The organism is Paenibacillus sp. J31R109 (assembly GCF_059692055.1).
In genome coordinates this window covers 224,975-238,734 of sequence record NZ_JCAUAR010000002.1, presented here as the reverse complement: position 1 = coordinate 238,734, position 13,760 = coordinate 224,975, and the positions used below count along the sequence as shown (strand labels likewise).

12 protein-coding genes are annotated in these 13,760 nt (G+C 44.6%); 11 read left to right on the top strand and 1 reads right to left on the bottom strand.

All coding sequences use genetic code 11. The features are described 5' to 3' along the window. Positions 1–58 precede the first annotated feature (58 nt). The 10 genes from AC58QT_RS06735 to AC58QT_RS06690 all read left to right on the top strand — a co-directional run bounded on the left by AC58QT_RS06735 (position 59) and on the right by AC58QT_RS06690 (position 12,877). Entirely contained in the window at positions 59–994 is a 936-nt protein-coding gene (locus tag AC58QT_RS06735; protein WP_497408279.1) for a TadE/TadG family type IV pilus assembly protein, read from the top strand. Between the two features lie 23 nt (positions 995–1,017). After that, positions 1,018–3,303, top strand: a complete 2,286-nt coding sequence (locus tag AC58QT_RS06730; RefSeq protein ID WP_497408278.1) for a hypothetical protein — start codon at positions 1,018–1,020, stop codon at positions 3,301–3,303. A 17-nt stretch (positions 3,304–3,320) separates the two neighbouring features. Continuing rightward, positions 3,321–3,995: a TadE/TadG family type IV pilus assembly protein gene (locus tag AC58QT_RS06725; protein WP_497408277.1), complete on the top strand. Its 675-nt coding sequence runs from the start codon at positions 3,321–3,323 to the stop codon at positions 3,993–3,995. A gap of 57 nt (positions 3,996–4,052) precedes the next feature. Continuing rightward, positions 4,053–4,562 (top strand): A24 family peptidase, encoded by a 510-nt coding sequence (locus tag AC58QT_RS06720; protein ID WP_497408276.1) that lies wholly within the window; start codon positions 4,053–4,055, stop codon positions 4,560–4,562. 14 nt (positions 4,563–4,576) lie between these two features. Then, a complete protein-coding gene (locus AC58QT_RS06715) occupies positions 4,577–6,076 on the top strand; it encodes a DUF6382 domain-containing protein (RefSeq protein WP_497408275.1) in 1,500 nt (499 codons plus the stop codon). A gap of 105 nt (positions 6,077–6,181) precedes the next feature. Beyond that, positions 6,182–7,738, top strand: a complete 1,557-nt coding sequence (locus AC58QT_RS06710; protein ID WP_497408274.1) for an ABC-F family ATP-binding cassette domain-containing protein — start codon at positions 6,182–6,184, stop codon at positions 7,736–7,738. Between the two features lie 33 nt (positions 7,739–7,771). Continuing rightward, positions 7,772–8,062 carry a Dabb family protein gene (locus AC58QT_RS06705; RefSeq protein WP_310223897.1) on the top strand — a complete coding sequence of 97 codons (291 nt, stop codon included), beginning with the start codon at positions 7,772–7,774 and terminating at the stop codon, positions 8,060–8,062. A 151-nt stretch (positions 8,063–8,213) separates the two neighbouring features. Next, positions 8,214–9,263 carry a M42 family metallopeptidase gene (locus AC58QT_RS06700; protein WP_497408273.1) on the top strand — a complete coding sequence of 350 codons (1,050 nt, stop codon included), beginning with the start codon at positions 8,214–8,216 and terminating at the stop codon, positions 9,261–9,263. Continuing rightward, entirely contained in the window at positions 9,260–11,215 is a 1,956-nt protein-coding gene (locus tag AC58QT_RS06695; RefSeq protein ID WP_497408272.1) for an ABC-F family ATP-binding cassette domain-containing protein, read from the top strand. The genes AC58QT_RS06700 and AC58QT_RS06695 overlap by 4 nt, the downstream gene beginning before the upstream one ends. Positions 11,216–11,263: 48 nt before the next feature. Further along, a complete protein-coding gene (locus tag AC58QT_RS06690) occupies positions 11,264–12,877 on the top strand; it encodes an ABC-F family ATP-binding cassette domain-containing protein (protein ID WP_497408271.1) in 1,614 nt (537 codons plus the stop codon). 64 nt (positions 12,878–12,941) lie between these two features. Here AC58QT_RS06690 and AC58QT_RS06685 read toward each other — a convergent pair whose 3' ends face one another. Further along, positions 12,942–13,163, bottom strand: a complete 222-nt coding sequence (locus AC58QT_RS06685) for a hypothetical protein (protein ID WP_497408270.1) — start codon at positions 13,161–13,163, stop codon at positions 12,942–12,944. A gap of 73 nt (positions 13,164–13,236) precedes the next feature. Here AC58QT_RS06685 and AC58QT_RS06680 point away from each other — a divergent pair, with 73 nt between their 5' ends. Then, on the top strand, positions 13,237–13,758 hold the full coding sequence (locus AC58QT_RS06680; protein WP_310223906.1) for a hypothetical protein: 522 nt from the start codon (positions 13,237–13,239) through the stop codon (positions 13,756–13,758). Positions 13,759–13,760 lie beyond the last annotated feature (2 nt).

Sequence of the window (13,760 nt, the reverse complement as noted above, 5' to 3'; positions counted from 1 at the left end):
ACGGTTACTCGGCTTTACGAGAAGCGAACAGGGAAGTTTCACGTTAGAAGCCTCCCTGGTGTTTCCAATGATCTTGATTTGTACGGTGTCTCTCTTATTTGTGGGTTTATATGCGTACCAACATGTGTATATCAAACAGCTAGCACGTACAGCGGCGGAACGGCTAGCCTTCACTTGGACGAATAGCTATAAAAATTTGAATCCGGGAAGTTTTAACCCGCAGGAAACAGATGGTCTGTATTGGCGTTTGACGCAGGATCACGCGACTGATTTATTTGGCATCCTGAGCGGGAACGGGGGCGCAAGTATAGCACTGCCAACACATCAAAGTGATGGCCTTGTGGAACGAAAGCTGGCAAGAGCCTCAGGTTTACTCCCCAATGGCGTTACTGGAACGGCAAGTTACAGGAATTATGTACTCGATCACCAGGTTGAGGTGGATGTAAACAAGTCCTTTTTAATGCCTTCGTTCATGCGAAAATGGTTGCAAACACATACAACAAGTGGGAGAGCAATTGCCCATGTCGTCGATTCCGTTGAACTAATTCGCATGACAGATCTAACCCGCACTTATGTCCCTACATTGGTAGGCCGAATTTCTCCAGAGAAAGCAAAGGCCGCCCTTATCGAGCCCGAGAAAAGTAATTTGTCAGGCCCCAAAGTTACTATTCAATCCGAGAGACAAGCCTCTACCTATTTACGATCTCTTGTGGGAGGCAAAGAGGTAGTTCGAACAACCGCATCGGGGAAAAGTAGACTGATCGACGCGCTAGATGCTCGTGGCATTGCCCATCAAGCCTTCTACAGTTTGACGGAAACTCAGCTGCGTACGGAGCAGTTGCCGAAGGATGTTGAGCTGCTCCAACAAGATCCAACGGTGAAAGGTGTCGTATGGCACTTTTTCAAAAAAGATGCCAGTGGCAAAGGGATGCCAACAGATGCATTCCGTAAAGAGCTCGAAAGCAAGGGGATCGTTGTTGTGATTCACAATTAAGAAGAGTGAGAGAGGAGATGACCTTGAGAAGATTTCTATATGCAGAAAATGGCGCAGTATCGGTATATTTAATACTTATTATCGTGCCGATTTTCTTATTTCAAGCCGTGTTAATCGATTTTGCCCGGATTAAAGCAGCCGAGAAAGAATCGGAATCAGCGGTTCAGGCTGCGTCCCGTTCTGTCATGTCATCCTTCGATTCAGATCTTCAAAAGAGAGGTCTCTATGGGATGATTCTTTCACAGGAAAATTCTGAACAGCTATTTAGCGAAGTTTTTGCAAAAAACCTATCTAGTGGCGTTACCTCCAATGCCTTTCATTTTATTGACACCAAAGCGGTAGACGGAGGCATGCGGGTTACTCCTGTGTATGCACTCGCTAGTCATGCCATTTTTGAGGGTCAGCTTCTCGAAGATATGAAGTTAAAAGGTCCTATTGAATTCTCTCTGGAAATTGCAGATAAATTTCAAAAAAGCGGAGTGAAAGGGCCATTTCAGATGGGATCACAATTTGCGAAAAATGCTGCGGAAGTTGAGAAACTTATCGAGCAACGGGAAGATGCACTTGATGAAGCGTGGCACAGTACGGAAGCGATGCAAGCTCGAATAACTACTTTTCACCTTTACTATCAGAAAAGAATTTCGGATTTAGATGCAATGGCAAACCGCATTGGACTCCATACGATTGATGAACTGAGAATCGAGATCATTCAAGTAAAAGATCAACTGCAATCACTTTCGAACGCGATACATAATATGGATCTCTCGATGAGCTCAATGATGACAGCGAGTCCGCAAAGTATTCAAGCGGCACTTTCCGCTAGAAGCAACCTTGAACAGCAGTATAGTACACTATCCCAGAAATTGAATGACCTTGAAGCTCTCGTACAATTAATTATTCAGTACACAGCTCTTATCGTCAGCACGAAGTTAGAGGTTGCAGTAAATGAGAGAGACATCTTACAACTTCAGCAAAGTATAGAGCCTGTTTTGAGACTGGCTAAGCAAAAAAATGACGATATTCGGGCAAAGTTAACAGCGATTGGTGGATCTTCTACTTCTACTACGAGTGCTAGTCAAGGTGTGAATGATGTATTTCAGCATGTTTCACTCATAGGTGATAATTATTTTTATGACTATCAGATCTCAGTGGCGAGTATTGCTTCTTTATTTACCGCATTTCATTTGAAAATTGAAAGTATCGCTTTATACACGGCTGCGAACACGAATCAGGCAAATGCAGCGAATGATGCGTATTGGACATTAGCTAATGATTTTTACAGTAAAAAAAGCCCAATTGAAAAAGCTAGAATGGATGCGAACGATGGGACAAAGGCGAAAAAACAAACGGAAAGAAATAAGATTCAAGCTGTTTTGGATAAAGCCAAACAAGCAATTGGCGGCTGCAGCCTCATTCAATCACAATCCAATGATGAGGCATTATATAACAAACTGCAGGGTGATACAAGTAATCTCGAATCAGCGAATGTACAAGGTTTCTATCAGAAATATCGTCAAGTTAATGCGCAAGATTTATTGGTCGGGAACGAAGTTGCCTATGATTTGGATAAAGCGGAATCAACGAGCTTAAGAGCAATGGATATACTGGGAGTGATCACCCAAGCATCAGAAATGCTTCGGGACGAGTTGTATGTGAATGAATATGCCCTGACAAAGTTCAACTATCGTACTTATGGACTTGAGAAAGATCGGAATGGTCAAGCGAAATTGTCAAATGAATTGATCGATCTCGGTTCGCACCCATTAGCAAATCAAGAAGCTGAGTATCTCTTATATGGATTCTCCTCGTGCGCCGCGAACATCTCAGCCGCCTATGCAGAAATGTTTTCTTTGCGACTTGCTATTCGAACGGTAGAAAATTTATTGGATCCCGAAAAAGAATTGCTTAACGTAGGTTCGCCTTTACTCGTATTATTAGTCGCTGCTGCGCAAGGTGCAGTAGAAGCTTTTGCAGATATGAACGCATTAGTAAAGGGGGAGTCCGTTGAATTATCTTCGAAGCTTTCAGCGGCTGTCTTAAAGTTAACGTACAAAGATTATTTGCGTTTATTTCTGATGCTGCACAGCGATAATACGAAGCTAATGGCGAGAATGCAAGCACTAATTGAATTAGAAACAGGTAAGGATCTTACGCAAGCAGCATCATATATCCAGACCAATGCCACTAGTGAAATTAGATTGTGGTTCGTTCCACAGATGATGAAGCTACTTAATGGATCAGATCTTCTTGGATGTAAAGTGGTTGGGACACAATGTCAATTTAATAGGACAGCGATTGTATCTTATTAAAGTGGGGGGGAATGGTATTGCTTCGAAAAATGTACAAGGATCAAGAAGGGGGGATCGTGCTAGAGGCAGCTCTTATTTTGCCTTTGTTCCTATCTTTTGTAGTTGGTCTGATTCTCTTCATTCAAATAGCCATAGCGGAAATGGCTTTACAAGCTGGTGTTTCTGAAGCGACGAAGTCGATTGCTGGTCAAGTATACCCAGTCCAACTGCTAGTACAGGAAGCGAAATCGAAATATGATCAAAGCTCCGCTGCAAATGTGATGAATACGGTGGTAGATCATGTTCAGACGGCACGGAGCCAGGTAGTCAATGCTGAGAATTTTGTGGATCAATATGCGGCCTATATACCTGATTCCGTTCTAGCGCTTGTTCGTTGGGAGCAGGAAAAAAGAGAACTTGGTGAAGGAATGGCAGAAGATGAGTTGGATGCCATGTATGAGTCACAGGTGAAACCGCGTATCCTCGCTGCATTTACGCCGGTCGTATTCGCTTTTTGTGATGCGAAAATCTTACAAAGAGGAAACTTTAAAGTCACTGCGGTGACACTTCCAAGCATGGTGCAGAATGAAGATTCATACTTTGGCGTGGAAGCTCAACTTACGTATAAACTGCCGATCCCTTTTATAAGCCATACCATCGTGTTAAAGAAAAGGGCCTTTGAACGCGCGTGGGTAGGTTCGTCATCCATGTAAAACTGCTGTAACTGAATGCAAGAATGAATTTCGAATGAGGAGTGAAATACCATTTTATTGATCCATGGCATTTTTCTGATTTTTATTACTGTGGCCTTTGTTATTGATGTTCGACTTGCTAAACTGCCCAATAAGTTGACTATGAGCGGAACTGTGCTCGGCGTAGTGTTCCACACAATGAACGAAGGTTGGGAAGGGCTGGTTTTTGCATTCCTCGGTTCTGGGACAGGCCTTGTTATCGTACTTTTCCTCTATGTTATTGGCGCTTTGGGAGCGGGAGATGTCAAGCTATTTGCAGCCATTGGGGCGTTTATGGGGGTTGCATTTGTCATGCAAACGCTCGTGTACGCGATTTTATGTGCCGGGATAATTGGACTTATTCTCTTACTCATGCAGAAGCAAATGAGAACGACAAGCGAGAAACTAAAGGGCTGGCTCATCTCGATATGTGCTTATCGTCAATTAGACACATTATTCGAACTGAAACATCAGAACAACATCAAGTTTCCATTTATGTACGCAGTTGCACCTAGTGTAGCTGTCACTTGGTACTATTCCTTGCTATGAAATGAGGTGGTCGAATGACGGAAGAGGTATTTGGACTCTGTTACGAATTTGTATATCGGCATGGTCATTATATGGAGCTTTATAAAGAAGAAGGACTTTCCAACAGTGAGTTATCGGCCTTGCAAATCCGCATGCTGGAGGCGAACCAAGTGCCTAGATTGCTTCCACTCGACATCCTGGAGGTGGACGCTAAACTTCGTTTGCAATATAAACTATCTTCAAAACGCATGCTGACGCATGTACTAAAAGTTGAATCATTCTCCGTGCATCAATTTGCTAAGCTCATGTACGCTATTGTGAGTACGCTGGATGAGAGTAACAATTACATGCTGTATGAAATCAATTATGTGCTAAAGGAAAATTTTATTTTCATTGGCCAGGATTGGTCGGATATTTATTTGACCTATGTACCGATAGATACACAGCACGTTGAAGAGGATGTATTTCCTTCGATAGCTAAGCTGATGTGTAAGCTTGCTTCCCATATTTCAGAGGAAGAGCAGGATCAGGCCAATGCCTGGATCTCCATGACGTCCAATTTGAAAAGCATGCAGGCCTATAAAGATTTATTATTAAAGCTAATGGACGAGCCAATTCGTACCAACATACCTATAGAATCCCATGTACATGAGTTGCCAAAAGTAGAAGTGGAAGCCGGGCTGCCTAAAGCACACTGGAAACGGGATGAAATGACTCCAAATGAGCATGCAATCCCTGAATCAATTACATATTCGACTAAACAAACTACCACACCAAATGTCGCCTCACTATCAGCAAAAAATCAGAATGCAATGCCGATCATCCCTACTACTGAAAGCGCCATAAGTAAGAATTCTATTGGATTTGCATGGCTTCCACTACCACAACGCGCAAAATGGTTTGCCATTGCAGTACTCATCACTACTACAGCCTTCCTCTGGCAATATTACGCCGCGGATCCCTCAACGAGTTCATTTCAACTAATAGCAGGCATAACTTTGCTTTTAGGTGACGTAGGATTCATTTTGCTTGCATGGGGCTTTCCAGTCTTTTCAAAAGGGAAAACTGCACAAGTTCCATCCATACCTCATGAAGAAGCTGCTACTTTCGATACTACTTCAGAGCCCATGGATATTCAGGCCTACTATCAGAATCTTCCTATGCATACCACGATACTTAACCCTCCGAAACATAATGCGACTGTTTTATTAAGCAAATTACCTATCCAAAAGAGCGGTCCTAGGTTGGAATATGAAGCTGATGGTACTAGTAAAATAGTTCCCATTGATACGAATCTTTTTATAATTGGGCGAGGAGATACTAGCATTCAAGTGAATTGTGAGCTGGAAGTAGCTGGTGTTTCTAGAATCCATGCAGAAATTGTTCAAACGAGCCAAGGTTACCAGCTTCGAGATGCAGGCTCTACGAATGGGACGTACTTGAATGATCAACCACTGGTCATCTATCAAGTATATCCGCTAAAAGATGGGGATATTGTGCGAATTATTCGTCAAGAACTGATATTTCGACTCTAATACAAATAGTTCTACTTCCTGTCTGCCATGAGCAATGGTATAATAAGAAGTCGCGAGGAAAAACGTGATTATCTTAGAACTAGACAGGGGTTTGGTTTTTACAATATGAGTCTTTTAACAATTGAAGATTTAAGCCACAGCTTTGGTGACCGTACATTGTTCAAAAATGTATCGTTTCGTTTGTTAGCTGGTGAACGTGTTGGTATCGTAGGAGCGAATGGCGTGGGGAAATCCACGTTGATGAATATATTAACGGGCAAGCTTTTGAAGGATACAGGCAAGGTAGAATGGACGCCAAGAGTCCACTATGGATATTTGGACCAGCATTCTGTGTTGGCAGCAGGTAGAACGATTCGTGATATTTTGCGAGATGCGTTCCTGCCTTTGTATGAAGAAGAGAAAAGAATGATGGCGATAACTGACAAAATGGGAGACGCTACACCAGAGGAACTTGAGGTTCTGCTGGAGGAAATGGGCGAAATTCAAGAGCGCTTGGAGATTGGTGATTTCTATCTGCTCGATGTAAAAATTGAAGAGATGGGTAATGGCCTTGGCTTGAATGCAATTGGATTGGACCGGGATGTAACATCGCTTAGTGGTGGACAAAGAACGAAAGTTCTTCTAGCGAAGTTATTATTAGAAAAACCAACTGTCCTTCTGCTGGATGAGCCTACCAACTATTTGGATGTTGAGCACATTGAGTGGTTGAAAATGTACTTGAAGGACTACCCATATGCATTCATGTTAATTTCACATGATACGGAATTTATGAATGAAGTCGTCAATGTTGTCTATCATCTGGAGTTTTCCAAATTGACAAGATACACAGCCAACTATGAAAAATTCCTGGATATGGCTGAAATGAACAAGGCACAGCACATTGATGCTTATGAGAAGCAGCAGGAGTACATCAAAAAGCAAGAAGATTTCATCGCGCGCAACAAAGCGCGGGCTTCAACGTCAACGCGTGCGAAGAGCCGTGAGAAGCAGTTAGATCGCATTGACCGTATAGAACGTCCAGAAACAGCTATGAAGCCAACGTTCGTATTCAAAGAATCACGCTCAAGTGGTAGAATCGTATTTGAGGCGCAAGATTTGGAAATTGGTTATGATCGTGCTTTGCTTCCTAGAATGAATGTGACGATTGAACGCGGTGAGAAAATTGCGATCGTCGGCTGCAATGGGGTCGGTAAATCCACGCTTTTGAAGACGATACTTGGCAAAATCGAGCCATTCAGCGGTAAAACGTATCGCGGCGATTACTTAAGTCCTGCGTACTTCGAACAAGAAGTCAAAGCGCCTAGCATGACACCAATTGATGATGTGTGGAATTCTTTCTCTTCCATGACACAGAATGAAGTCAGAGGAGCTCTTGCACGAGTTGGACTGAAGAATGAGCATATCACCCGTGCGATGAGCATGTTAAGTGGTGGTGAGCAAGCGAAAGTTCGTTTGTGCAAACTGCTCATGCAAGAAAGCAACTGGTTGCTATTCGATGAGCCTACGAACCATTTGGACGTCATAGCCAAAGAAGAACTTCAAAGAGCTTTAAAAGAGTATAAGGGTACTGTGCTTCTCGTCTGCCATGAGCCTGAATTTTATGAAGGCTGGGTAACACGTGTGTGGGACGTGGAAGAATGGTCTGCCAAAGTAACGAATTAACTAATACGAATGATCGAATCGGAGGAGATAACAATGTTAACGCATGTTGTGTTTTTTAAACTCAAAGATCGCAGTCCTGAAGCCGTGGAAGTAACCAAAGCCGTTCTTACGAATATGGAAGGTAAAATCCCGGTATTACGACACATTGAGGTTGGGACAGACATTCTGCATTTGGAGCGTTCTTACGATATCGCACTGATCACGAAATTTGATTCACTAGATGATTTGAAGGTTTACGATACTCACCCTCTGCATGAAGAAGTTAAAGCTCACATGAAAACAGTTCTTGATGGAACGTCCATCTGTGTTGATTTTGTAAGCTAACCTACGTTTGAAAAACATAGGAGAACAGTGTAGTATCCTTAGAAGAGGCTCGCTCCTGACAGTGTCAGGGGTTAGCAATGTTCTGAGGCTGCACTGTTTTTTGTGTGTTTAGCGCAATACATACTTACATATAAAAAAGGAGGAATCCGAGTTGAAGTCCCAATTAAATAGAGCTTATATGACGGAAGTTCTTGAAATGCTGCTGCGGACTCCTAGTCCAACAGGCTATACACATCACATCATGCAAAAGGTAGAGCTAGAAGTGAGTAAGCTTGGCTTCGAGCTTTCTTATACGAATAAAGGCTGCGGCATTGTTACCATTCCCGGGGCGAGTTCTGATCGCGTTATTGGGATATCTGCACATGTGGATACGCTTGGTGCTATGGTTCGTTCTATTAAAGAGAATGGCACACTGAAAATCACATCGCTTGGCGGCTTCATGATGGGCGCGATCGAGAATGAATATGTTCAAATTCACACACGCGATGAGCGAGTGTACGATGGGACGATTCTGACTTCTAGACCTTCCGTGCATGTGTACGAGGATGCGAGAGAGTACAAGCGTGATGAAGCGAATATGGAAGTTCGTATTGATGAACTGGTGAAATCCAAAAAAGATGTGCAAGCTCTCGGCATCCGCGTAGGCGATTACATTTCTTTCGATCCTCGTGTACAGGTGAAGGATAATGGTTATGTGAAATCACGTCATCTGGATGACAAAGCGAGTGTGGCTTCTTTGTTTGGCCTTCTCAAACTATTGAAAGAACAAGGGATTCAACCATTCTACACCATCAAGTTGTTCTTCTCTAACTATGAAGAAGTTGGTCATGGCTCCTCATTTATCCCTTCAGATATTACTGATTTTATTGCGGTTGATATGGGAGCGCTTGGGGATGATTTGAGCGGCAGTGAACGCGATGTTTCGATCTGCGCGAAGGATTCGTCTGGTCCTTACGACTATGCGATGACGTCGAAAATGATTGAGCATGCCGAGAAGCTGGAGATCGGCTATGCCGTAGATATTTATCCGCGCTACGGATCGGATGCATCAGCAGCGTTAAGGGGCGGCCGCGACATTCGCGCAGCGCTCATAGGACCTGGTGTTCATGCGTCACATAGCATGGAGCGCACGCATATGGATGCTGTAGTAAACACGGCAGCCCTTCTTGCCGCGTACATCTTGGAGCCGGTACAAGGATGAATATACTTAGCGCAGCTGATATAACCAAAACTTACGGCGACAAGGTGCTCTTCGATGACATCTCGTTCACCCTGAACGAGAAGCAGCGTATTGGCCTCATCGGCGTGAACGGCACAGGCAAGTCCACGCTGCTGAAGATGCTGGCGGGTCTGGAAACACCCGATCGCGGCAAGCTCGTGCACGCGAACCATTTCCGCGTGGAATACTTGCCGCAAAACCCGGAGTTCGATCCGAACTCCACGGTGCTTGAGCAAGTATTCCACGGAGATTCGCCGCTCATGAAGACGCTTCGCGACTATGAGCTGGCACTTGCTGAACTGGAGCTAGACGCCTCCAATGAGAAAAAGCAAGCGCGACTCTATAGCGCCCAGTCGCGCATGGATGAACAAGGTGCCTGGGAAGCCAGCACCTTGGCCAAAACCGTGCTGACGAAGCTCGGCATCAGCGAATTCGACAAACCCGTCGGCCTGCTATCCGGCGGTCAGCGCAAACGCGTTGCCATGGCGCGCGTGCTCATTCAACCGGCCGATCTGCTCATCCTTGATGAGCCGACGAACCATATTGATAACGAGACGGCCATCTGGCTCGAGGAGTTCCTCAGCAAGTGGCGCGGCGCTTTGCTGCTCGTTACCCATGACCGGTACTTCCTAGAGCGGGTCACTACCCGAATTCTGGAGCTGGACCGGGGCAAGATCTATAGCTATGAGGGGAACTACGAGTGGTTCCTCGAGAAAAAGGCGGAGCGGATGGATTCCGAAGCCGCTAGTGAAGATAAGCGGCAGAATCTCCTCCGCCGCGAGCTGGCCTGGCTCCGTCGCGGCGCGAAGGCGCGCACGACGAAACAAAAGGCGCGTATCAACCGCGCCGAGGAATTACGGGACCGCAAAGTGGACGGTCCCGCTGACAAGCTAGACATGGCGCTGGCTGGCAGCCGCCTTGGCAAAAAGGTGATGGAGCTCGACGACATCTCCAAGTCTTTCACAAGCGGGAAGCAGCTGCTCAGCGGCTTCAGCTATATTGTGATGCCGAAGGACCGTCTCGGCATCATTGGTCCGAACGGCAGCGGTAAGTCGACGCTGCTCAATATGCTGGCCGGGCGCATTCAGCCCGACAGCGGCACGATAGAGACAGGTACGACGGTGAAATTGGCGTACTACACGCAAGAGAACGTCGAAATGGACGAGAAAATGCGTGTGATCGAATACATTAAAGAAGCTGCAGAGCAGATTCGCACGTCGGATGGTGAAACCATTTCGGCCGCGCAGATGCTGGAGCGCTTCATGTTCTCTCCTAACCTGCAATGGTCGCCAATTGGCAAGCTTTCAGGTGGAGAGCGTCGCAGACTTTATTTATTACGCACCCTAATGGGTGAGCCGAACGTTTTGCTGCTCGATGAGCCGACGAATGACTTGGACATCCAAACTTTGACGATACTGGAAGATTATCTAGATCAATTCACAGGGGCTGTTATTACCGTCTCCCATGATCGATACTTCTTGGATCGAACAGTTACCCATTTATTTGCATTCGATGGCAGTGGCGGGATTGAGCCTTTCATCGGGACGTATTCCGATTATTTGGAAGATAAGCGTGAACAAGAAGAAGCTGAGCAAGCGAGGAAAGAAGTCATTCGCCAAGCGAGCGCGAAGTCGAGTAGCGGCAGTCCTGCTTCTACGTCATCAAGTGCAAATACAGCTCCAGCCGCGAATCGTCCGAAGAAACTTTCGTTTAAAGATCAGAAAGAATGGGATGAAATCGAGAATACGATTGCTGCTTTGGAGGACAAAGTCGATAGTTTGAAAAAGCAAATTGAAAACTCTGGAAGTAACTTTGATCTCGCTCGTGATCTCTATGAACAGGAGCAACAAACGACTGCAGAGCTAGAAGCTGCAATGGAAAGATGGACTTATTTATCAGAGTTAGTAGAAGAAATAGAACGAAATAAGTTATGATAGAAGAATATACAATAAAAATATTATAAAGGCAGGTATATACACCACATGATTAATGTAAATAACGTGACGCTTCGTTACGGCAAGAGAGCCCTATTCGAAGATGCCAATATTAAATTCACACCAGGAAATTGCTATGGCTTGATCGGAGCAAATGGTGCAGGTAAATCCACATTCCTCAAAATTCTTTCTGGTGAGATCGAGCCGAACACAGGTGAAGTTAGCATCACACCAGGCGAGCGTATGGCTGTCCTGAAACAGAACCATTATGAATTTGATGAAATCGAAGTTTTGAAAACAGTTGTAATGGGGCACTCCCGGTTGTACAAAATCATGGAAGAGAAAGATGCTTTGTATGCAAAAGCAGATTTCTCTGAAGAAGATGGCATGAGAGCCGCTGAGCTCGAAGGCGAATTCCAAGATCTTGACGGCTGGCAAGCAGAATCCGACGCAGCAGAGCTTCTAATCGGTCTTGGCATCCCAACATCCCTGCATGACACCAAAATGAAGGATTTAGATGGTAACGAGAAAGTTCGCGTGCTCTTAGCGCAAGCACTTTTCGGTAACCCGAACATTCTTTTACTCGATGAGCCTACCAACCATTTGAACATGGAGTCCATTAAATGGCTGGAGCACTTCTTGTCCCGATTTGAAGGCACCGTTATCGTGGTATCACATGACCGTCACTTCTTGAACCAAGTGTGTACGCATATCGCAGATATTGACTTTGGTAAAATCCAAATGTATGTCGGTAACTATGATTGGTGGTATGAGTCCAGTCAATTGGCACTTCGTTTGCAACGTGATGCGAATAAGAAAACGGAAGAAAAACGTAAAGAACTTGAAGCGTTTATCGCGCGCTTTAGTGCAAATGCGTCCAAATCCAAGCAAGCGACTTCCCGTAAAAAGCAATTGGAGAAGCTTACGCTTGAGGATATTCGTCCGTCCTCCCGTAAATATCCGTTCATTCACTTCAAAGGTGAGCGTGAAGCAGGTAAGCAATTGCTTGCTGTTGAAGGCCTTACGAAAACCGTTGATGGCGTTAAAGTTTTGAACAACGTCTCGTTCACACTTAACAAAGGCGATAAAGTTGCTTTCGTGGGACTAGATGGAATTGCCAAAACGACACTTTTCAAAATTTTGATGGGTGAATTGGAAGCAGATAGTGGCACGTTCTCATGGGGTATCACGACTTCACAAGCGTATTTCCCAAAAGACAGCCAAGATTACTTCAACTCCGAACTTACGTTAGTGGATTGGTTGCGTCAATACTCCAAAGATCCGGATGAGTCATTCCTTCGTGGATTCTTAGGCCGCATGCTGTTCTCTGGTGAAGAAGCACTGAAAAAAGCGAATGTCCTTTCCGGAGGAGAAAAAGTTCGTTGTATGTTCTCCAAAATGATGTTGAGCGGTGCGAACGTGCTTATTCTTGATGAGCCAACGAACCACTTGGATTTGGAATCCATCACAGCACTTAATAATGGTCTTGTTGATTCTGACTGTACGATGTTGTTCGTCTCGCATGACCATCAGTTCATTCAAACGATTGCAAATCGCGTTATGGAGTTGACACCGAAAGGTATCATCGACAAAATGGTGACGTACGATGAGTATTTGGAAAGCGAAGATGTGAAAAAACAAAAGGAAATTCACTACGCATAAAGAGTAAAAATGAAAAGCGCCCTGAAGTGTTACTCTCAGGGCGCTTTTAGCTACACAAAGTTGTCTAGCTTCCGCCAGTACGACGGCGTTGATTATTTACTTTTTTGGTCATTTGGCTTTTCGCTGTTTGATTGCTATTTCCATTTGCTTTTGGGTTAGCGCGCGCTGCGGCTTGATCCGCTTGCTTCTGAGCTAGTTTGGCTTTGATCGCGTCAGCTAAACTTACTTTTTTGACACCTTGTTGCTCGACCTGGTCGGCTTGCTGATCTTGAGGCTTGTCTGACATAAGAACACCTTCTTTACGTGGTATATCCATAGTATAATCGAATCAAAGAAAAGATGAAAGAAGGTGTGTGGGGATGTTTGATCCAACGATCTATGACAATATCAAAGTCGTGCTCGAAGGAGCCGTCTACGATTTGGATTTGGAAGGTAAAATCATCATAACACGAAGAGAAGATCTGATTGACTTGTCGTCGATGTCTCGCACATTTGCCATTGAGTTTGCAAGGAAATTAGGACTTCCTAGCCAAGCTGAAATCTACTTGCATGTTCATTTAAGTGACTTGGCAGCTGAAATTCTAGAGAATCCTACGGCTAAGCCAGGTTGTACACTGTTAATTAAACTTCACACGATCGTGAATGATCCTGAACTGGATTGCCCAATGATCGAAGCGCAATTGAATGCGATTTGGGAGCAGCGCCCGCGAATTACACAGCAAATTTCCTATTTATATGGGGAACAACCGGAGGAATATCGCAATCTGATTACGTTATCTTTTGGTCGCAAAATTGATGAGAGCCACCTCGATGACTTTTCTGATTTGATCGATTATGCCTTCGAAAGCTTGGTGTGGTTGGATGGAAGAGGGTCATTATAAGC